The following is a 22,082-nucleotide window of genomic DNA, read 5'->3' on the forward strand; positions in this document are numbered from 1 at the left end:
TTACTCGCTTTTCGTAGGAGGGTAGAGATGGAAGCACTAATCCGACTTATTGAAGAGGAGTACGGCCTCGGTATTCTCAGCTACGAGATTATGCGAAACTCTAATAAATCATTGGTGATTATCTTGCGGACACGCAAGGGCAAATTCCTAGGCAAAAGCCTGTTCACTACTGAAGAGCGGCAAAACTTCATCCTGGATGCAGAAGAGCATCTGCGAAAAAAAGGGATTCACATACCCAAATTGCAAAAAACGAAGTCCAATCAACGCTTTATTTATTGGAACGGGTATCCCTTTCTCATCCAGCATTGGGCATCCGGTCCCATGCTCGCTCTCAATCTTCCGGCACGCATCAGGCGAACCGGATCCACCCTCGGGCGAATTCACGCCGCATCTGTCGGCTTTTCCTCTGCATACAGTCACCTGTACAACGCCGCAAGCACGTGGGACGAGGAATATCGAAATGATTTTACTGCCCTGCAGCGCTGGAATCAGCAATATGAGTCAAGCAAAGAACCGAAGCATCAGATCATCTTTTTGCATCTTCCGTTCTTTCTGATCGCCGGTAAAATCGCCATGGAGAGCCTGGAAAAATCATCGTACTATCAGAATTGGAGGGCGCTCCCTACCTCCCGACATTTCTTGTGTCACGGCGATTTCAACAACGGAAACTTGCTCTCGGAAAAGCAGAAAATTACCGTCATTGATTGGGAGGACGTTCGCTTTGATTTTCCTTCCAAAGATATCAGCCGTGTGCTCTCCTTATTAATGCGAAAGAACAAAAAGTGGAATCCCAAAGCCTTCCACTACCTTCTCGACGGGTATCTCCGCGAGAATCCACTGTCCCGGCGACAGCGGCATCTTCTGTATACCGACCTTGCCTATCCCCATATTACCGAACGGTTTTTACGCCAGCAGCAATACCTCGAGATGTCGGAGCGGGATATCGAAAAATTCCTGAAACAGGAAATCAGGAAAACGGCTTATATGCTCGAAGAAATGAAAGCCCTTGAGTAAAGAGCGGCAATTTGCCTGTCTCTTCACACAAGGGCCTCTGTTCTGTCGATTGTATAGGCTAGTGGGTTGCTGTCTTCACGAGCGCACTTTGCTGTCGTACGTACTGCACCAGCTCAGCTACCATCGAGGAGTAATGGAATGGCGTGATCAGGTAAATGCCTTTGAAATACTGAATGGCGGTATCGAGCAGCTCCTTCGCCATTTTGATCCCCTCTTGCCTTGCCGCTTCCCCTTGCTCCACCGCTCTCATCCGTTCCAGTGCTTCAGGAGAAAGCTTGATACCAGGCACTTCATTGTGCAGGAACTCCGCATTTCGCAAGCTGGTCAACGGCATGATCCCGATGAAGACCGGTATGCCGATATGCTTGGTGGCCTCATACACTTGCTTGATCGATTCCGCATCGTATACGGGCTGGGTCATGATATAGTCCGCTCCGGCCTCTACCTTCTTTTCCAGACGAGCAATCGCCGCATCCATCTGTCTTACGTTTGGATTAAAAGCCGCACCTACGATGAACTGCGCTTTTTGCTTCAAAGGACGACCTGCAAAAGAGACACCCTCGTTCAACTGCTTCACCATGCGGATCAAATCAAAAGAGGTCACGTCAAACACAGAGGTAGCACCTGGCAAATCGCCGAAACGGGACGGGTCGCCGGTAATGACAAGGATTTGATCGATACCGAGGGCGTGCAAGCCCATCAGATGGGATTGCTGTCCGATCAAGTTGCGGTCGCGGCAGGCGATATGCAGCAGCGGATCGATACCGTGTCTGCTTTTCATCAAAGCGCCCAGCGCCATGTTGCTCATCCGTACGGTAGCCAGCGAGTTGTCGGCCAAAGTAATGGCATCAGCCCCTGCGCGGTGAAGCTCGCAGCAGCCATCCAGGAAGGACTCCGCATCCAGATCGCGCGGCGGGTCGAATTCTACGATAACCGTTGTCTCTGTTTTGACTCTTTCTACGATACTCGGCTTCGACTGATCGCGGATGCTCTGTACCGTCACCTGTGGACGATCACCAGGCACGATCGCCGGATTGATTCTCTCCTGTGGCTCAAGCGACTCCAGTGCATCTGCCATCGCTTTGACGTGCTCAGGTGTCGTTCCGCAGCATCCGCCGATCAAACGGATGCCCTGCTCCCGCAAACGCAAGGCACTCTGGCCGAAATAGTCAGGCGTCGACTTGTAGGCGTACTCCCCGTCTGTAAGACCGAGACGGCCCGCATTCGGGAAAGCAGACAAGAGTGCACCATGCGGAACCTGCGTATTTTCAAACGATCGCAAAATTTCCGCTGGACCGAGGCGGCAGTTGAGACCCACGATGTCCGCTCCTGCCTGCTTCAGCTGCCCAAACGCATCTGTCAGCGAGTATCCATCCCGCGTGCGTCCTACCTCGAGCGTAGCCAGCTGGGCGATCAGGGGAGCATCCGTCAGGGGACGAATGACCTCCAGCGCCATAAGCAGCTCCTCCAGGTCGAGAAACGTCTCCAAAATAATTCCGTCCACACCCGCGTGAAGCAGGGCAATGGCTTGCTCCTCATACTGGTCCCGGTATTCATCCAGCACTTTTTTACGCACGCGACCTGCCAGAATGGAGCCAATGCTCCCTGCGACATACGCATCGTCTCTTGCGGATTCCCGGGCAATTTTTACGGCTAAGCGATTGATCCTCGCCACGCGATGCTCCAGACCATAGCGGGACAAGGAATCCCGATTGGCTGAATACGTATTGGTCTCCAAAAGTCTGGCTCCAGCCGCATAATACGAATCATGAACCTCTTGGACAAGCTTCGGATTCGACAGCGACAGCTCTTCGAAGCTCACTCCGAGCGGGACGCCCAGCCTGTGCAGCTGGGTCGCCATCGCTCCATCTCCTACCAGCAGGTGATCCTGCAAATACTCCCGTAAATCTTTCTTGCCTGTGGTCAACTCAATCACTTCTCTCCTTTTGATTCCGTTTATACTTCAAACACCGACGGTCCGGCGTTAAAATAGCGAGCCTCTGGGTGTGCGAATACCATCGCAGATACGGACGCTTCCGGCTCCATCATAAAGCCTTCTGTCAGTTGAATGCCGATATTTTCCGGCTGCAGCAAGCGGAACAGCTGCGCCTGATCCTCCAATTTCGGGCAAGCAGGATAGCCAAACGATACGCGGATCCCTTGGTAGCGGGCACCGAATCGCTCCAGCATGGTCATCTCTGCCGGGTCAGGAATCCCCCAACCATCACGCATGATGTGGTGAATCCGCTCAGCGAACGCCTCTGCCAGCTCCAGCGCGAGTGCCTGCAGAACATGGGAGCGCAAATAGTCTCCGCGTTCCTTTAGCTCGGTAGAACGCTCGCGAATGCCTCCACCCGCTGTTACTGTCAGGAAGCCGACGTAATCCATTTCTCCACTCTCCACAGGTCGAAGGAAATCCGAGAGGCACAGATGCGGTTCTTCCGGCTGACGCGGGAACTCAAATCGCTCCAGCACCTTGCTGTGATCATTCGGATCGTAGACCAAAATCTCATTTCCCTGGGATTGCGCCGGGAAGAATTGGTACACCCCGTGTGCGGAAATCGTGCCCTGCTGTTTGGCGTCATTCAGCAAATCCTCCACCAGTCCGTACAGCTCCAGCGTTTTCTCATCTCCGGATTCAATCAGCTTATCTACGTTTCCACGTACCCCAAGATGCTTGCCGAGCAGCATCCGCAGATTCAAGTACGGCTGCAAATGCGTGATCGGATATTGGCGCAAAATGTGGCGCTCGCAATCTGGGGGAACATGGACAGGGACGGTTTTACTCACGGCCGAGCGTGCGGGGAGAGCTGTTTTTTTCTCCTCGACGACAGGTTGCGCGGTGGCGACTGCTTCTAGCAGATTTTGCTGCTCCTCCACCAAGCGTTCACGCTCTTCCGGATTTTGCAGTCGGTTCACGAGGTCCAGACCATCCATTGCATCTTTTGCATAGAGCACGATCCCGCGGTATTCTGGCGCGATCCGGTTGGATGTGAACTTCCGAGTCAGCGCGGCGCCGCCTACCATCATCGGTACGTCAATTCCTGCATCGCGCAAATCCTGCGCCGTAATGACCATCTGCTGTGCGGATTTCACCAAGAGACCGGACAGACCGATCGCATCCGGCTTCTGTTCCCGGCACGCTGCGATTAACTGCTCAGGTGGAACTTTGATCCCGAGGTTCACCACATCGTAGCCGTTATTCGCCAAAATGATTTCCACCAGGTTTTTGCCGATGTCATGCACATCGCCTTTTACCGTCGCCAGCAGGATCTTGCCCTTCGCTGCCGCATCGGATTTCTCCATATATGGTTCGAGATACGATACCGATGCCTTCATAACCTCGGCACTCTGCAGCACCTCTGCCACGATCAGCTGGTTGCCGTTGAAAAGCCGACCGACCTCTTCCATTCCCGTCATCAACGGTCCGTTGATAATTTCCAGCGGTGCATATTTTTCCAAAGCAAGCTTCAAGTCTTCCGTCAGACCATCCTTGGAACCCTCGACAACATAGCGTGCCAAGCGTTCTTCCAGCGTCAGCTTGGAGACCTCTACACTCACTTCTTTCTTCTTTTGACGATAAAACTCAGTAAAGGCGGCCAGCGTTTCGTCATTCGTTTCGAACAACAGCGCTTCGGCCAGCTTCCGCTCATTTTCCGGTATCGAAGCATAGCGCTCCAGCTTTTCCGTGTTGACGATCGCGTAGTCCAGACCGGCTACTGTCGTGTGATACAGGAACACGGCATTCAGCACTTCCCGACCTGCTGCCGGCAAGCCAAAGGATACGTTGCTGACTCCCAGAATGGTTTTGCACTCCGGCATTGCTTGTTTGATCAAACGAATCCCTTCCACCGTTTCCTTGGCAGAACCGATGTACTGCTCATCGCCTGTTCCAACAGGGAATACCAATGGGTCAAAAATGATATCCTGCGGCTTTACTCCGTATTGATTTACCAATATATCGTAGGAACGCTTGGCAACCTCGAGCTTTTTCTCACGAGTTACAGCCATCCCGGCTTCTTCAATCGTCCCGACAACGACTGCTGCACCGTATTTGTGAATGAGCGGTGCGACTTCCTCAAAACGCTCCAGCCCATCCTCGAGGTTAATCGAGTTGAGAATGGCCTTCCCTTGGGAGTAACGAAGACCCAGCTCCATCACTTTTGCATCGGTGGAGTCGATCATCAGCGGCGCCTTCACCTTTTTCACGATGAATTGCAGGAATTTTTCCATATCCTCGTATTCATCTCGGTCCGGGTCAGCCAAGCAGATGTCGATTACGTGGGCTCCACGCTTTACCTGTGCTCTGGCAATGTCGGATGCTTCCTCGTACTGACCTGCCGCGATCAAGTCACGGAATTTTTTCGAGCCGATGACGTTGGTACGCTCTCCTACGAGCAACGGACGATTGTCGTCTTCCACGTAAACCACTTCGATACCAGAGACGGCACTGACCGGCTCCTTCACTTGCCCACGCGGCTTGCAATCCTTTAGCGCCTCTGCCATTGCCCGGATATGCTCTGGCGTCGTACCGCAACAGCCCCCCGCTACGTTCAGCCAACCTTGCTCGGCGAACGCGCGCATTTTGGCTGCTAAGCCTTGGGGAGTTTCGTGATAATGACCGTTTTCATCCGGAAGCCCAGCGTTCGGGTAACAGCTGACGCCGCATTCCGCCAAACCGGACAGCGTACGCAGATGGTCACGCATGAATTCTGGGCCTGTCGCGCAGTTCAAACCGACCGAAACCGGCTTTAAGTGCTCCAGGGAAAAATAGAAAGCTTCAATGTTTTGACCGGCGAGGGTGGTTCCCATCGGCTCGATCGTCCCGGAGAGCATGATCGGCAGCTCGGTTTGCAGTTCTTCAAACGCTTTGCGGATCCCGATGCCCCCCGCTTTCACGTTCAGCGTGTCTTGGGAGGTCTCTAAAAGAAGCACATCGGCTCCCCCGAGAATCATCCCTTTAGCTTGGCGATAGTAGGACTCCACCAGTTCTTCAAAGGTGACGCCGCCTGTCAGAGACAGCGTTTTGGTTGTCGGCCCCATGGAACCTGCCACGTAGCGAGGCCATTCCGGAGTCGAATAGGCATCCACCGCTTCCTTCGCCAGCCGGGTTGCCGCTATATTGATTTCGAGGTCTTTATCGGCTACGTCGTACTCAGCCAATACCACAGAAGTCGCACCAAAGGTATTGGTCTCGACGATGTCTGCGCCTGCCTCCAAATACTTTTCATGGATGGAACGAATCACATCCGGTCTTGTCAAATTCAACAGCTCGTTACAGCCATCGTACTCCTCACCGCCAAAATCCTCGGCTGTCAGGTTTGCCTGTTGCAGCATGGTTCCCATTGCGCCATCTAAAATCAGAATTTTTCGGGAAAGCTGCTCGCGAAAAGTTGGTTTCATCAGCTTGCTCCTTTTCGGCCTCTTCTCAGCCGTTTCATACACTGCTCTGTTGTAGTTGCAAGTCTTCCTGTCTCACTTTGTTGTGCGTATACCGGATAAATCCTTATCCATGCTTATCTGCACAAAAAAATCCCCTTCTTAAGTAGAAGAGGATTTGTCCGCGAAATACAGAAGCGCCTGAGTCATCCTCTCATCTTTCAAAGCCGTAGCTTTGCTGGAATTGGCACCGGATTGCTACCGGTTGCCGAGGCTTCATCAGGCCAGTCCCTCTGCCTCTCTGGATAAGAGTCGTACATGGTTATGGAGTTGAAATGTCAAACTTCATGAATGTTTGCAAGTATCTTATCACCCCCCTGTCTCTTCGTCAATTAAGAATTTGTCTAATATTTACTCTTGTCTCAAAAGATTGTGCCCATTTTTCGTTGATCTAGACATCCGCCCACGCCAATCTGTGTGTTCGTGTATAGACTAGAGCATAACGGAAAGGAGGGGAAACAAACATGAGTACATCTTTCTGCGGCGGATTCTTTGGTGACAACTTCGCATTGGTGCTCGTACTGTTTATCCTGCTGGTAATTGTTGGGTGCTCCGAAGACTGCTAGTCATAGCGTATGAAAAGGGCCTAGATCCTCTAGGCTCTTTTTGCGTTTGCCTGGCTCGAAAAAACCTCCGTTCATTGTCACTCTAAAGCGCTTTTGCTATACTGAATACAAAAATGAATTGTATCGCGGCTTGGCAATACAAAGGAGCGAAACGCTGTGGACACACTAGATGCCCGTGAAAAAGACGAATTTTTATCGTCTCTCGAAAAAATCAAGGAACTGGAGCAAAGTGAATTCGAGACTTACTCCATCGTGAAAAATCGGGAGACGGGTGACCATTATCTGCATTACTTCCTTTCCCATCTCAATTTATCCGCGGGCGGACGTCGAGATGATTACGACTATTTTCTGCCCCTCGATTCGGATGAAGTACTCGGACTGATGTTTGGCGAGCAGCCTTACCATTTTCCCGATCATTGGCGCAATCCATACCTGCGCAGCGGAAACGACAATCGGCTGATCCCCTTCGATCCATCCGAGAACTACGATCTGGAAGAAGATGCTGCAGCCGAGCTGGCTATGCTGGCACAGCTCGAGCAATTCAAAGAGCAATGGATGAATGCAGAAAACATGAGTGCCGAGGAAAAGGAAAAGCTGACGAGAGAATACTTCGCACAGCTGGACAAGATTTTAAATAAACCGGAAGAGTGAGTTGCGCGAGTGCAGCCTCACCAGTTATAATGCTAGAGATATCGTTGAATCGTTGAAGAGGAAAGTACCTCATGTAAATGACGCTAGCGAGTCGGGGATGGTGGAAGCCCGATGCAGAGCATGAGAGGAAACGCACCTCGGAGATGCGTCCTGAACATTTGCGATTTGCAAATCGTGTAGGGAAACGCCGGGACTGCCCGATACAGCAGGTCAAGCGGTTTTTGCTTTCAAGCAAAAACAACAGGAGTGGCACCGCGGGAGCACAACCTCTCGTCTCTTTCTTATAGGAGACGTAGAGGTTTTTTTATTTGGAGCACCCACCCTCTTTCCAATCAGAAAGGAGATTCACATGAGCTACAAACACCAAGTGGCGGAAAAAATCGCCGACGCCCTCGCACAGCAAGGGGTAGAAAACTATCCAAAAGAAACCGTATACGGCATGCTGGAGACACCACCAAACCCTGCCATGGGAGATATCGCGTTCCCTTGCTTTCAATTAGCAAAAGCATTGCGTAAAGCTCCTCCGATGATTGCAGCAGAGCTGGCAGAGAAAATCAGTGGAGACCCTTTGCGTGAATCGACTGCAGTCGGTCCCTACATCAACTTTTTCCTTGATCAAGCAGCTGTTGCCAAGCAAGTGATTGGCACCATCCTCGCTCAAGGAAGTGCCTATGGAGACAGCCATATCGGACAAGGACGCAAGGTCCCGATCGACCTCTCCTCCCCGAACATCGCGAAGCCATTCTCCATGGGCCACCTGCGTTCGACCGTCATCGGAAACGCGATCGCCAACATCATGGAAAAGCAAGGCTACCAGCCCGTTCGCATCAACCATTTGGGCGACTGGGGCACGCAGTTTGGCAAGCTCATCGTAGCGTACCGTCTGTGGGGAGACGAAGCAAAAGTGAAAGCGGAGCCGATCAAGGAGCTGCTGACGCTCTACGTTCGCTTCCACGATGAAGCCAAGGACAACCCTTCCCTGGAAGACCAAGGACGCGAATGGTTCAAAAAGCTCGAGGACGGCGATGAAGAAGCGCTGCACCTGTGGAAATGGTTCCGCGATGAATCCTTGAAGGAATTCATGAAGATCTACGACCTGATGAATGTCTCCTTCGACTCCACCAACGGAGAAGCTTTCTACAATGACAAGATGGATCGTGTCGTCACCTTGCTCGAGGAAAAAGGTCTCTTGACTGAATCCGACGGCGCGCTTGTCGTCAGCCTGGACGAGTACGACATGCCGCCTTCCCTGATCAAAAAATCCGATGGCGCAACCCTGTATGCGACACGCGACTTGGCTGCTGCCCTCTACCGCCACGAGAGCTACGATTTTGCAAAAGCCGTATACGTCGTAGGAAACGAGCAGCGCCTCCACTTCCAGCAGCTGTATAAGGTACTGGAAAAAATGGGCTATGCGTGGGCGCGCGACATGCATCACGTGCCATTCGGGATGATGCTCAAGGACGGTAAAAAAATGTCCACCCGGAAAGGGAAGGTTGTCTTGCTGGAGGAAGTGCTCTCCCAAGCAATCGCGGATGTGCAGAAAGTGATCGAGGAGAAAAACCCTTCTCTGGCAAACAAAGAAGAAGTCGCTCGTCAAGTGGGCGTCGGCGCGGTCATTTTCCACGACCTGAAAAACTACCGCCTGAACGACATCAACTTCTCTCTGGAAGAAATGCTGACCTTTGAAGGCGAGACCGGCCCATATGTGCAATACACCCATGCGCGCGCCTGCTCCCTACTGCGCAGAGGCAACTTCCAGCCTGCATCTGCTCCATTGGCAGAGGGTGCGCTGGATAGCAAAGAGGCTTGGGCAGTCATTACACTGCTGAACGGATTCCCGGAAGTCATCGAACGCGCCGCTGACAACTTCGATCCTTCCCAAATCGGGAAATACGTGATCGACCTCGCTCAATCGTTCAATAAGTTCTATGCCAATGTCCGCATCTTGGCGGAGGAAGAAGACATCAAGGCTTCCCGCCTCCAGCTCGTTGCTGCAGTAGTAGCCGTACTCAAGGAAGGTTTGCGCCTGCTCGGTCTGGCTGCTCCGGAAGAAATGTAAGTGCTAAATACTGGAAAATAGAAAAACCGCTGCTCCTCACTTGCTGAGAGCGGCGGTTTTTCACGTTACAGGAAACCATTTTTTCATACCTAACAACAATTCACAGGTTTCTGCGTCAAACAGATAACAACGAAATCGAGGTGAATCCCTGTGTGGATGAAGCTATCTGCTGTTGCGTTGAATATTCTCTTTGGGATCGCAGGCTTTTACGTTTTTATTTTTGTCCTCATGACGGGTGGTGCGCTTAGTGGTAGTCAGGCTCCTAGTCCCAGTCCTTTGGGTTATTTGGTCATCGTGCTTTACTTCCTCATTTGTTTCGGAACCAATTTTCTTTTCGCCCGTAAAGCCTCGAGTACCTGGAGATACTGTCTAGTGAGCGTTTCCGTATGGATCGTTTCTTTTGTCATAACGATTCTATTATAGGTGCTACATTTTTTCACCCATGGTTCTCGCTTTCCCTAGGTTCGCTCATCCAGCTCGCATGAAAAAGAGGCTACCGAATTTTTTCAGTAGCCTCTGTCTCAGGAAAAGAATCCTCTTTTCTTTCATACCATTCATTTATGTGAAACGCTGTGGCACGATCACGAAACCATTTGCCCGACGTGATTTCAGCAGTTTGATCAACGACTCCTGCATAGCAGCAGGACATGTTACCTCTAGAAGAACCTCCCTACTAAACCAAGCAGCCCCCAAATAATGGGTCCCCAGTACAAGACAAATCCATAGATGGCTCCAAGCACCCCAAAGCTCGTTGCCCCCATCATGGCTCCATCCAACACTTTTCCCATCCACCCGATGGATAGAGTCGATAATATGGGTTTGAGACTCAAGATTTTCCAGAGGTAGAGCAACGATATTTTGCGAAGGTACTCCCAGCTTCTCCATATCGTGGATAACGATTTCCACAAATGGCGAATGCTCAAATGTGGCGATTACTTGTTCAACGGAATCGTTTTCTGCTTTGTGTAGGTGTGCCAACTTTTCAGCCCTCGCTCTGAGAAATCGGATTTGTTCAATATCGTATAGCTTTCATTTACCGAAGTATACGCCTGATAGATTGCAAAAGCATACATCGAAGGTAAAAAAAGAAACCACTGCCAATCCACCATTTCAGTCACGCTGCTAAAATCTCCGAGAAACGAATGAAGCCAGGCACGTATCGCCTCGGACTTATAGCAAACATAGATCCACCAGGCAAAATGAATGTGCCCACTACCGTACTGCCTCCATATAGTTGGCCCAATCCAGGTGATAAGGCGGACCAAACCAATCCTACCCATGGATGCTTCTTCTCGAGAATCATCACGTCGAAAAAAGTAAACAGCTGATGGAGTAATCGGTGCATCCTCGATTTCAGCCAAAGAATGGTTTTTATTGATTTCAACCGCGCAACGGTAACTGTCCCAGATGCTATACACAAATACTGCCACATAAAGAAGACCCCAGCTCTGGTTGATCTGAGCCTTTGCTTCGTCAAACCTGCCAAGAAACGATAAGGCAATGGCCATGTTGATATGAGCCTGGTTGTTGACCACCAGCTCCCAGATAGAGGCAGCAGACCACCAAGCTGCAATCCAAGGAGTACGGGGATGGATCGAGTTGATTCCAAATACGGATATCTGCCCTTTGGAATAACGAGGTTTACTATCAGCTGACTGGAACCTTTGATATGGCATCGTTTTTTCTCCTGCAGCATGAGGTCTCCCTATAATGTAACCAGCAACTTCCATACCTATCCCGACCGCCACCTCGCTGAGCGGCCTGCTGCGAAGCTTCATCTCTTTATTGAATTTCCAGAATATTACAAACGGAATGAAGTATCGGAAAAAAAGGAGGCGTTCCTATGGCGACACTTGTTTATCACGTAGCTGTTTCACTTGACTACTTCATTGCTGTGAGGCGGCGTAGAGCTCGCAGGCGCTTTGCTGGAAAAGAAGCTTGATTCAGGAGTACTGAAAACGACGTACGATATCCACTATCGCTAGCCTTCTCCCCCGCAATCAAGTGCCAGACAGATAGAAAAGGAGCGACCATAATGATCGCTCCTTTCCTCGTTAGCGTTTGAATGAAATGCTTTACGCATCCACATCCGCTTTTTGTTTCTTCCCAAACCACGTCTTGCTAACCTGCTCCACGACTTGCTTGGGCAGCGAAACCGGTGCCTTCGTTTCATTCCCAGCCTCATCTAACATGCGATAGAGCAGCGCTTTGTCATCTGCCGGATCGGACTTGGTTTGCAGCGTCAAATCTCCTATTTTTCCTGCATTTGTCCATTCCTCGATCATGAGCTGGTATTCCGTTGGAGCCAGTTCGAGATAGTTATCTTCCGAAAGGTCCACTACCGCATACCCGTCATGCTCGATTTCGGCGTCATATGTATTTCCATTGGCAGCTTCGTAAAGAGACAGCTCCTCAGGATCGTTCAGGTTTTGTTTGATCGGCTCAAAATCCGTGATCGTGACCTTAATCCGTTTCTTCATCAGTACTCCTCCTCTTGGACCGCATTCCAACTCACACTGTACCACATGTCGGTCATCCCTGCCACTGATCGATTAATGCTTGGACATGTTTGATCTCCTCGCGATGACTGTCCTCCCCTTGCTTCGGTGTTTCAAGCACGAGGGGCAAGTCATGCAATTCGGGTGTCCGCAAAAAAGCAGCAAAGGCAGCGTCCCCGATCTCGCCATGTCCGATATTCGCATGACGGTCGCGGAAGGAACCCGTTGGATATAGCGAATCGTTCAAATGTACAGCGCACAGGCTTGCAAAGAAGTCGAGCTCCCGCATTCTTTCTGCCACTTCTCCCCAGTCATTTCCTTTCCACATACCACTTGCAAATGCATGGCAAGTGTCCAGACAAAACCCCACTTTCTCCGGTTCTTCTACCAACAGTCTTACTTGCGTCAGCTCTTCCAGAGTCGTTCCCATCCGATTTCCTTGGCCAGCATTGTTCTCTACCAGGAGTCGCGCTTGCCCCTGCCAGCCAGTCAGGATCCGGTTGATCATCGTAATCATTCGTTTGTAGCCTTCCAATATATCGCTGCCTTTATAGTGGCCGAAGTGAACGACGACACCCATCGCACCACAGGCCTCAGCGATCTGCAAATCATTTTGCACCGAAGCGATCGTGACCTCAAACAGATCTGGATCCTCTGCACATAGATTGACCGTGTACGGGGTGTGTGCGATCGAGGATATCCCTTTCTGCCTGCAAAAGCTGCGGCAAGCCTCGGCATCTCGTTCATCGTACGCCTTTACACCTAAGCTTCGCGGGTTTTTCGGAAAGAATTGAAACGCCTTCGCTCCCAGTTTATTCGCTGTGATGGCAGCACCTTCATAACCGTTTCGTATGCTCACATGACTTCCAATCTTCATCCGATCACCCTCGCTTTCTCTTCTCCATTTTCCCCAGTCCTGTCAAGCGCTAGAAGTGCGGTAACATAAAAAAGCTGCCCTACTGAAGGACAGCACTTTTATCCGATCTGATTAGGATTTTACAATAAGCAAAGGCGTTTGCGCACGGTGAATGGTTTTGAAGGTTACACTGCCCACCAGTGTTCCAGCAATTCCACCCAAGCCATGATGCCCCAGAACAATGAGACCTGCTTGTTCTGCTTTGGCTGTTTCCCGAATTAGGGTAGCTGGATCACCGATCAGCACTTTGCTTTCAAATGGAACCTGCTTCGCCTCAAGGAATTCCTCGTAAGATCGATTCGTCTCTTTTCCCCAGCCCTCGAGTGTGGCCGTATCCTCCCATCCTGCGCCATACATGCCTGTATACGCTACAGGGGGAGTAACAACGGTTAGCAGCGTATAAGTGACGTCCATTCCCTCACTCAGCTGCAAGGCTGTCTGTAGGGCAGCCATAGCCGGTTCGGAGCCATCCACGGTAATGAGGACTTTACTCCACGGGAATGCATCCGCATTTGTCTCTTCCGATATGAGAAAGACAGGAATTTTCGAATCATGAATCGTAGGGTAGCTGACACTTTGCTTCAGATAGCCCGTCATTCGGCCATACCCATGTGTGCCCATGACGACTGCACGATAATCCGCCGTCGCGTGCTTGGCGATTTCCTCGTGAGGGATTCCAAAGACGATTTCGAGCTGATAGGAAGTACCTGCTTCCTCCAAAATCGCTATCATTGGCTGCAAATCTTCTTTTGCTTCTTCCAATTGAAACTTTTCGATATTTTGTTTTCCCAGCTTATTTACCACGTTGCGCGAAGGAAACGACTGTATGACATGCAAAATCGTCAGTTCATGACGATCCGCTGCATAGGCGACAGCAAAGCGGACAGCTTGCAAGGATTGTGCAGAAAAATCTACGGGTACCAGAATACGGGACATAAAAACACGTCCTTTCCTCTAATCATGGTCAAGGGCCAGCCCCTTGCCTGTTTTCATTGTAGATCAGACAATTTCCCCTGTATGTAGGGACTATCCCTGATCTTGGAAGAAAAAAACCCTGACTTTTGCCTTACTCCATAACCCCGGAAATGAACACCGTCACCTCTTCACCCAGATCAATGTCGCGGATTTCGTGTTCCTCGGCCATGTGCCTGCTCGCTTGCTGGTCTCGACGGATCACCCTCACCACTGGCCGCGCTGGCAATCCGCGATTCTGGTCAATGACGACCCCGATTTCCCCTGTGCTCAGCTTTAGCGATGTCCCTGTCGGATACAAGGCAATCGAGCGTAAAAAGTGAATCACCATCTTGTGATCAAAACGCTTTTCTGCAAGTCCCATGATTTTCTCGCAGGCCTCGTACGGTGCCAATGTCTCCTCTTCCTCGGAAAGAGGGGAAATCAGATTATCGTAGTAGTTGCAGATCGCCACAATCTTGCCAAAATCATGGATTTCATCCCCGACTAGTCCCCGTGGAATACCGCTCCCATCCACCCACTCATGATGTTGAAGAGGTATATGCGCGGAGACGATGCTCATCTCATGCTTTTTTCGCAACAGATGAAAGCCCAGCCAGGTGTGGTGATTCTCCATGCTTTTGGCCTTATAGGCAGGGGCGTCCTTGTCCACGCTGAGCTTGCCCACATCATGCAAAAGAGCCCCGATCGACAGCTCTTTTAATTGGGCCGTGTTATAGCCAAGACCTACTCCCATCACAGTCGCCATCATGCAGACGTTCAACGCATGGATGTACATGGCGTTGTCCGTCGTCCGGATCTCTCCCAGATTTAACAGCACGCGGCGATTGCGCAGTGTCTCGTCGACGATACTGTTCACCGACTTGTGAATCCCGCGCACATCCATATGCTTGCCAGTCTGCACGCATTGGAGTGCTGCAGAAAGATTGCGAATCGCATCTTTACGTGTTGCCTCTGTGATGACATCCTCTTCCTTTACTTCATCCAGCAACGGATCTTTCACACTCAGCATCGTCACACCAAAACGGCGCAACTTATGAATCATTCCGACAGTTAACTGAACGCCAGCATGCAATAAGGTCAAGCCTTCGCTCGTATAAATACTGCGGGCCAGCACGTCACCCGGTTCCACTTGCTCCACATTTACGTATTTCATGGGGTCTTCCTCCTGGTTGCTTCCTCCCCTCTGATACTTCCCTAGTTTACCACTGTGAAAACCTCTTTCGTAGTTCAATATGCTCAGACCATTCCTGCTCTTTCAATGGGAATACACATTTTTCCGGGGAGCAAAGTCTAGGGTGAAACGAAAAAAACGACCTTGATGGGTCGCTTTCATTCTTCCTTTTTCATCACGCTGTATTCGTCACGCACCATGGAAACATTGTCTCCTTGCTGGGTCATTTCCAGCTTGTGCAAAATATCTTGCAAAACCGAGGCAAAGATCAAGGTCAAATCCCCTGTATTGACAGGCTTGCGGAAATACTGACCCACCATTTCATAGCCTTGCCGCGTAAATTTCTCCGTATCCTCTTCATCCAGCGCTTCCTGCAGCTCATCGATCAGATCGACAAGAGCAAAACGCGCTCGCTCGTATACATCCATTTCCGCTTGCGAGGATTTGCTCGACTCTTTCTTCGTTCCCATGCCATTCCCCTCCCTCTTCGATAGGGTGGAACAGGCAGGTCTTCTTTATGCGCCTTCTCTCTCCACTTTTTGCCCTTTCCACTGCCGAATTCCCGTGTGCGCCTGGAAAAGCACTCGCTCAAACTGTTCATCTGCCAAAGCATCAGTCTTGCTGAGCCAGGTTCCAACCAACGCGCCCAAAAAGCCGAGGGGAATAGAAATCAGACCGGGATTCGTCAAAGGAAAGATTGGCGCACGATGAATCAAGCCATGGTCCAGATCCATGACAGCGGGCCCCAAAATGACGAGGACGACGGAGGAAATCAGACCCGTCAGCACGCCGGCAATTGCTCCTTGGACCGTGAATCTGCGCCAGTACAACGTGCAAAGCAGTAAAGGCAGATTGGAAGAAGCCGCGACAGCAAAGGTCAGCCCTACGAGGATGGCCACATTCATTTTTTCCGCCCCAATCGCAAGCCAGATGGAGATCAATCCTACCGCTACGGACGAAAATTTTGCGACCCTGACCTGCTCTCTCTCCGATGCCATCCCGCGCCGAATCAGATGGCTGTACACATCATGCGCAAAGGCAGAAGAAGCCGAAAGCACGAGACCTGTCACGACGGCGAGGATCGTCGCAAAGGCGACAGCTGCAATATACGCCATCAAAAACTCGCCACCCAGCGCATTTGCCAAAAGTGTCACCGTCAGATTTCCACCAAACCCGACGCCAGAAAGCGCCTCATAGCCGACGAACGCGCTGGCGCCAAAGCCGAGGAAAATGGTCATCAAGTAAAAAGCGCCGATGATCCAGGTGGCCGTATAGATCGAATATCGCGTCGTGATCGCGTCTTTTACCGTAAACAAACGTGAAATGATATGGGGCAAGCCAGCCGTGCCCAAAATGAGTGCCAAATGCAGCGAGATCGTTTCCAGTGGTTCATTCAAGTGATTGCCAGGCTGCAAAAACTTTTCTTGCAATGGCGTGATGGTACTGACGTGTGCAAACATTTCTGAGGGATTCCAGTGAAACCGCGATAGTACGATCAGGCTAAGAACAAGGGTACCGGTCAACAGCAGGATCGCTTTAATAATTTGCACCCAGGATGTAGCCACCATTCCACCGAAGACGACGTAAAAAGTCATCAAGCTCCCCACAACCAAGACAGCCTTGGTGTAATCCACGCCTAGCAGGTAATGCATGAGAGCGCCGGCCCCGACTAGCTGCGCGAGCATATAGAAAATAGTGATCATGAGAGTCGTCATAGCGACCACCCCACGCAGCCACAAGCTGCCAAACCTCACCGCGATCGCATCCGCAAGCGTATAACGCCCCAGATTGTGCAGCGGCTCTGCAATAATAAACAAAATGATCAAGTAAGAAACGAAAAAGCCAATCGCATAGACAAACCCGTCAAACCCGTACATCGCAATCGTACCGGCTATGCCGAGAAAAGAAGCTGCACTCATGTAGTCGCCAGCGATCGCTATGCCATTTTGCAACCCTGTCAGCCGATTTCCCGCTGCGTAAAAGTCTTTGGTCGTCCCTGTCTGCTTCGCCGCGGAATACGTGATGGCCATTGTTCCTATAATGACCGCTAAAAAAAAGATGATGGTAGTCAAAAGCACCACCTCCCAATCTGGCCAGCTCGGCATATAGAAAAGAGGCCGGGGATGACCCCAGCCTCCTGGTTGGCACGAGCTTCCTGTCTTACCTTTTTCTATGCGGACTCGGACATTCCTGTATTCGCTTTCACCAAAATTTCATCGTACTTGGCATCGTTGCGCGTGCTGGAGAGCATCGTACCGATCCAAGCAGCCAAAAAGCCCAGTGGGATGGAGACAATTCCCGGGTTCGGCAGCGGGAACAGGGCTTCCCCTACCAGGATCGCCTTTCCTGCCACCGGATTCCATACGTTCGGGCTCATCGCCACAAGGATCAGGGAGCTGAACAGTCCTACCAGCATCCCCGTAACCGCACCCGTGGTGTTAAACCGTCTCCAGAAGATCGTGAACAAAATCACGGGAAGATTGGCGCTGGCCGCTACCGCGAAAGCCAGGGACACCAGAAACGCTACGTTCAGCTTTTGAGCGAACAGGGCGAGGATGATCGAGACTACAGATACCCCGACGGATGCCCATTTCGCCATTTTCATCTGATCTTTTTCGGTCGCCTTGCCATGACGGAGTACGTGTCCATAGAAGTCATGGGCAAAAGCGGATGCGGCCGTGAGCACCAAGCCTGCCACTACGGCGAGGATCGTCGCAAAGGCTACTGCCGAAACAAACGCGAACAGGAAGTTGCCGCCGATCGACTGCGCCAAGAGCGGAGCGCCCATATTACCCGCTGCATCCATGTTGCTCGCACCCACGAAAGCTGCTGCCCCAAACCCGAGGAACACCGTCATGACGTAGAAAATACCGATAATCCACGTAGCGTAAACGACTGATTTGCGCGCTGTCGTCGCATCCTTCACGGTAAAGAAGCGAATGAGAATGTGCGGCAAGCCGGCTGTACCTAAAACCAACGCGAGATTCAGTGAAATCGTATCGAGACCAATCTTGAACTTGTTGCCCGGGTTCAGGAACTGCTCGCCTAGCGGTGTTGCTGTTTGCATATGAGTGAACATTTTCATGATGCTGAAATCGAATTTCGCAAAGACCATCATGGAGATGACAAAGGTACCCAGCATGAGCAGAACCGCTTTTACGATCTGCACCCACGATGTCGCCGTCATGCCGCCAAACACGACGTAGACTGTCATCAAAGCACCTACGATCAATACGGAGGTCGTATACTCGAGACCCAGCAGCAGCTTGATCAGAGCTCCTGCCCCTACGAGCTGCGCGATCATGTAGAAGATAGAGATCGCGATCGTGTTCAGTGCTGCCACACCGCGAATCTGTTTATTGTCAAACCGCGCGGCAATCATGTCTGCCATCGTATATTTTCCGAGGTTGCGCAGAGGCTCTGCCACCAGATACAGCACGACCAGATAAGCAACCAGAAACCCGATGCTGTAAAAGAAGCCGTCGAATCCGCTCAGTGCGATCATCCCTGCAATCCCCAGGAACGACGCTGCAGACATGTAATCGCCCGCAATCGCAAGCCCGTTTTGCCACCCTGTCAAGCCGCCGCCAGCCGTGTAAAACTCACTCGTCGTATTCGTTTTCTTGGATGCGTAATAGGTGATCACCAGTGTCATCAGGACAATCGCTAAAAAGAGTAAAAATGCGGTTACGTTCATTCTTTTCTACCCCCTGTCTCCTGCTTGATTTTCTCGACCAAATCGTCAAATTCTTTTGCCCGTTTGGTGTACAGGATACAGAGTCCCCACGTCATGATAAATTGTGCAAATGCGAAGACCCACGCCCATGAAATGGCTCCGAACGCTTTTGTATTCAAGACAGTGAAGTAGGAGGTAAGGATCGGGAGTGAAAAGTAAAAGACGAAGAAAAAGATAGATGAAGGCAAAATGAACGCTTTCTTTCTTTTTAGCAATTCTTGAAACGATGCAGATTTGATGACCGCTGCGTAGTGCGTAGCAGACTTGCCCGACGACCCGCCCTTTTGCGCGGAAACCGGATTGCCCATTGGAATCTCCCCTCTTCAAAGCAAATTGTAAGCGCTTCCTCTATTGTAGAGATTATGGCGATCCTATGGCGGTTTTCTGCGCCAAATGTCGTGGATGGTGCGCCAACGGTTTGCTTTGCCTCCCCATTTGCAAAAAAATGGAAGACTACTCCTCCAGCTTCCGCAGCAAATCCTTTGCGGAGGTGCGAGACACCGGGATCTTGGTTCGGGCATCTCCTTTGAGCGTCAAATTGTAGGCACCATTAAACCACGGGGTAAGCTCGCTGACAAATTGCAGATTGACGAGGTAGCTTTTATGGGTGCGGAAAAAATCGTACGCCTGCAGTTTTTCAGCGAGCTGCGTCAATGTCATTTTCGTCGTATACGTCTCTGTCTGTGTATGGATTTGAACAAAACGCTCCTCGCGAACGGCGTATACGATCGTGGCTGGATCGATAACGACAAGTCTGTTATTTTCTTCCACAAGGAGCTTCGAGCGCTTGCTTGGTGCTGTCTGTTCCGCTTTTGCTTTGACAAGCCGCTCGCGTACGCGCTGCATCGTCTCCTGGATGCGTTTTGGTTCAAAAGGCTTGAGCAAATAATCGACGGCGTACAGCTTGAAGGCATCGACCGCAAACTCTTCATGTGCGGTACAAAAGACGATCAGTGGCTGCTGCTTGCGCGATGCCAGCATGCGCGCTGCCTGAGTGCCTTCCAGCTCCGGCATTTTGATGTCGAGAAAGACCACATCCGGCTCATTGGCATCCACCTGCTCCAGAAGCTCTCTCCCGTTTGTCGCGGTTGCCAGCAGCTCTACATCCGTCTCCTGTTGGAGCAAGTAAACAAGCTCTTCACGCGCGAGCCTTTCATCTTCCGCGATCATAATGCGAATCTTCATCAGGCACTCTCCTCTTTTTGAATCGGAATGGAAAATGTAACGAGACACCCGCCCTCTGGCTTATTGCAAAAGTTCAGCTGCGCATCCGGTCCACGCAGGCTGACAAGTCTTTGATTGACGTTGTGGACGCCGATCCCATTTCCCTCTTTGCTCTCGGTCGGAACCCTGCCCAGCACCGGGAGTAGATCAGGAGCGACCCCGCAGCCGTTATCCTCCATATGGAAGCACACGAGGTTCCCCTCTTTTTTCACCGTAAGAGCGATCTCTCCTCCCGTTGGCATATGCCTTAGCCCATGCTGGATGCAATTTTCTACAAGAGGCTGCAATGTGCCTGGCGGGATGAGCGCATCCTCTACCCCTTCGCCAATATAGCAGCGTACAGCAAACTGCTCGGAAAAACGGACCTTGATGATCTCCAAATAAGCCAATAGATGATCCAGCTCCTGTTTGACAGAGACGAGTGGCGCTGCCGTCAGCTTCAGTGTCAGCCGCATAAAGGTACCGAGCTGAACGGTCATGTGCCGCGCCAGCTGTGGATCGATGCGAATCAACGTGACGATGGCATTGAGCGTGTTGAACAGAAAATGCGGGTGAATCTGGGCTTGAAGCATGCGCAGCTCCGCGTCCTTCATCAAGCCTTTCATTTTTTCTGTCAGCGCCACGGTAAGCTGGTTGGAAATCAGATTGCTCAAACCCTTTGCCAGCGCTTCCTGAACTTTTCCGATCTGCTGCGGCCTGCGAAAATAGAGCTTGATCAGCCCGACGACACTCCCGCCTTCACGGATCGGAACGAGAATCGCCGCTTGCAGCGTACAGTTTTTGACGCTGCATCCGAGCACTTCCCGGCCCAATCCCTTCTCGATCGCACCGCTGAAAAGAGCTCTTTTGTCCAGATCTCCTACGATCTCTGCACCCGGCAGGTGATGCTCCGCCCCTGCGCCGACATGTGCCAAGAGCTGCTCCCGATCGGTTACGGCCACTGCCGCCGCCTTCACTTCACGCTGGAGCAACAAGGCAGCAGCCTGCGCTGTCTGCGGGGTCAAGCCCATTTTCAGGTGGGGTAAAATTCTCTCTGCAATCGTAAAGGCACGCTCCGCCTCCAACGCTGCAGAGCGCTCCTGCTCCTGCAGGGCAACGCGGATCATCGTCGTAAAAATGGCAATCGAAATGCTATTCGTCAACACCATCGGAACCCCGATCACATTCACTACCGTTCGAACCAAATCAGGAGGCCCTGCCATAATCAGCATGAGCGACATCTGAATGACAGGTGCAAACATACCGATGAACAAGGCCTTGGACGGAGAGATGACCCGCTCCTGGGAGAAAAACCTCGCGACATACCCCGCCAGCAGCCCCGTCACCGGAATGGATATGCCAATCGGCAACGCGGCAAATCCCCCCATTCCGTATACATGGGCGCCAGCAATGAGTCCCGCTCCCAGCCCCACAAGCGGACCGCCCAATAGCCCGCCAATGACGACTCCTACCAGCGTCGAATTGGCAATGACATCTTCCGAGGAGAGAGCAAAGATCCAAAAAGCAGGCGAGAACGAGTCCTCTTTTATAACAACACCCGCATAAGTGCCCGCAATGCCGAACAGTCCAAACATCAACGAATACGATATGGATGTCCCCGCATGAACCTCCCGATCCAGCAGTTGGCGAAACAAGGGGATTCGCGTGAGGATAAATGCAAGCGTTAGCAAAATGCCCATTCTCTCGATGAGCAATAAAGTGAGATTGTCCACTGCGTCCTCCCAGCACGTTGAAATCTTCTATAAATTCCGCCTTTTGCTGCAAATTCCCTGCTGGACAGACAATCAAACTAGGCGACTTGCATACGCTGTGGGTGCAATGCTTCATGGG

At 51.3% G+C, this 22,082-nt stretch carries 17 protein-coding genes, 1 riboswitch and 1 other annotated feature; of the genes, 4 read left to right on the forward strand and 13 right to left on the reverse strand.

The window, feature by feature from the left end; genetic code table 11:
- The first annotated feature begins 27 nt into the window (after window positions 1-27).
- Window positions 28-1,014: a YutH/CotS family kinase-like spore coat protein gene (locus tag EDM55_RS13105; RefSeq protein ID WP_122960516.1), complete on the forward strand. Its 987-nt coding sequence runs from the start codon at window positions 28-30 to the stop codon at window positions 1,012-1,014.
- Between the two features lie 58 nt (window positions 1,015-1,072).
- On the opposite strand, the gene EDM55_RS13110 is transcribed toward EDM55_RS13105, so the two are convergent.
- Both EDM55_RS13110 and metH read right to left on the reverse strand, forming a co-directional pair.
- Window positions 1,073-2,941, reverse strand: a complete 1,869-nt coding sequence (locus tag EDM55_RS13110) for a bifunctional homocysteine S-methyltransferase/methylenetetrahydrofolate reductase (RefSeq protein ID WP_122960541.1) — start codon at window positions 2,939-2,941, stop codon at window positions 1,073-1,075.
- Between the two features lie 29 nt (window positions 2,942-2,970).
- The gene (gene metH, locus EDM55_RS13115; protein ID WP_122960517.1) at window positions 2,971-6,417 is read right to left on the reverse strand and encodes a methionine synthase; all 3,447 of its coding nucleotides are present in this window, start codon (window positions 6,415-6,417) and stop codon (window positions 2,971-2,973) included.
- 187 nt (window positions 6,418-6,604) lie between these two features.
- Window positions 6,605-6,705, reverse strand: a riboswitch (SAM riboswitch).
- 212 nt (window positions 6,706-6,917) lie between these two features.
- Here metH and EDM55_RS13120 point away from each other — a divergent pair.
- From EDM55_RS13120 to argS, 3 genes are all read left to right on the forward strand, one after another.
- Window positions 6,918-7,019 carry a YjcZ family sporulation protein gene (locus EDM55_RS13120; RefSeq protein WP_092268017.1) on the forward strand — a complete coding sequence of 34 codons (102 nt, stop codon included), beginning with the start codon at window positions 6,918-6,920 and terminating at the stop codon, window positions 7,017-7,019.
- A 156-nt stretch (window positions 7,020-7,175) separates the two neighbouring features.
- Entirely contained in the window at window positions 7,176-7,670 is a 495-nt protein-coding gene (locus EDM55_RS13125; protein WP_092268016.1) for a hypothetical protein, read from the forward strand.
- Window positions 7,671-7,713: 43 nt separating this feature from the next.
- Window positions 7,714-7,951, forward strand: a binding site (T-box leader).
- 68 nt (window positions 7,952-8,019) lie between these two features.
- Window positions 8,020-9,732 carry an arginine--tRNA ligase gene (gene argS / locus EDM55_RS13130; protein WP_092268015.1) on the forward strand — a complete coding sequence of 571 codons (1,713 nt, stop codon included), beginning with the start codon at window positions 8,020-8,022 and terminating at the stop codon, window positions 9,730-9,732.
- A gap of 932 nt (window positions 9,733-10,664) precedes the next feature.
- Here argS and EDM55_RS13140 read toward each other — a convergent pair.
- From EDM55_RS13140 to EDM55_RS13190, 11 genes are all read right to left on the reverse strand, one after another.
- Entirely contained in the window at window positions 10,665-11,510 is an 846-nt protein-coding gene (locus tag EDM55_RS13140) for a hypothetical protein (RefSeq protein ID WP_246070818.1), read from the reverse strand.
- A gap of 297 nt (window positions 11,511-11,807) precedes the next feature.
- Complete coding sequence (locus EDM55_RS13145) at window positions 11,808-12,212, reverse strand: hypothetical protein (RefSeq protein WP_092268012.1); 405 nt, start codon at window positions 12,210-12,212, stop codon at window positions 11,808-11,810.
- A 52-nt stretch (window positions 12,213-12,264) separates the two neighbouring features.
- Complete coding sequence (locus EDM55_RS13150) at window positions 12,265-13,107, reverse strand: deoxyribonuclease IV (RefSeq protein WP_092268011.1); 843 nt, start codon at window positions 13,105-13,107, stop codon at window positions 12,265-12,267.
- Window positions 13,108-13,218: 111 nt separating this feature from the next.
- Window positions 13,219-14,082, reverse strand: coding sequence for a universal stress protein (locus tag EDM55_RS13155; RefSeq protein WP_092268010.1), 864 nt, complete (start codon window positions 14,080-14,082; stop codon window positions 13,219-13,221).
- 130 nt (window positions 14,083-14,212) lie between these two features.
- Window positions 14,213-15,274 carry an HD-GYP domain-containing protein gene (locus EDM55_RS13160; RefSeq protein ID WP_092268009.1) on the reverse strand — a complete coding sequence of 354 codons (1,062 nt, stop codon included), beginning with the start codon at window positions 15,272-15,274 and terminating at the stop codon, window positions 14,213-14,215.
- A 176-nt stretch (window positions 15,275-15,450) separates the two neighbouring features.
- Complete coding sequence (locus EDM55_RS13165) at window positions 15,451-15,762, reverse strand: hypothetical protein (protein ID WP_092268008.1); 312 nt, start codon at window positions 15,760-15,762, stop codon at window positions 15,451-15,453.
- 45 nt (window positions 15,763-15,807) lie between these two features.
- On the reverse strand, window positions 15,808-17,397 hold the full coding sequence (locus EDM55_RS13170; protein WP_373863264.1) for a solute symporter family protein: 1,590 nt from the start codon (window positions 17,395-17,397) through the stop codon (window positions 15,808-15,810).
- 65 nt (window positions 17,398-17,462) lie between these two features.
- The gene (locus tag EDM55_RS13175; RefSeq protein ID WP_092268007.1) at window positions 17,463-18,989 is read right to left on the reverse strand and encodes a solute symporter family protein; all 1,527 of its coding nucleotides are present in this window, start codon (window positions 18,987-18,989) and stop codon (window positions 17,463-17,465) included.
- The gene (locus EDM55_RS13180) at window positions 18,986-19,336 is read right to left on the reverse strand and encodes a DUF485 domain-containing protein (RefSeq protein WP_092268006.1); all 351 of its coding nucleotides are present in this window, start codon (window positions 19,334-19,336) and stop codon (window positions 18,986-18,988) included. The genes EDM55_RS13175 and EDM55_RS13180 overlap by 4 nt, the downstream gene beginning before the upstream one ends.
- Window positions 19,337-19,481: 145 nt before the next feature.
- Window positions 19,482-20,213, reverse strand: a complete 732-nt coding sequence (locus EDM55_RS13185; protein ID WP_092268005.1) for a LytR/AlgR family response regulator transcription factor — start codon at window positions 20,211-20,213, stop codon at window positions 19,482-19,484.
- Window positions 20,213-21,964, reverse strand: coding sequence for a LytS/YhcK type 5TM receptor domain-containing protein (locus EDM55_RS13190; RefSeq protein ID WP_092268004.1), 1,752 nt, complete (start codon window positions 21,962-21,964; stop codon window positions 20,213-20,215). Before EDM55_RS13190 ends, EDM55_RS13185 begins: the two co-directional genes overlap by 1 nt.
- Window positions 21,965-22,082: the final 118 nt, after the last annotated feature.

Origin of the sequence: Brevibacillus centrosporus, assembly GCF_003710815.1 — a bacterium.
Taxonomy (GTDB): Bacteria; Bacillota; Bacilli; order Brevibacillales; family Brevibacillaceae; genus Brevibacillus; species Brevibacillus centrosporus.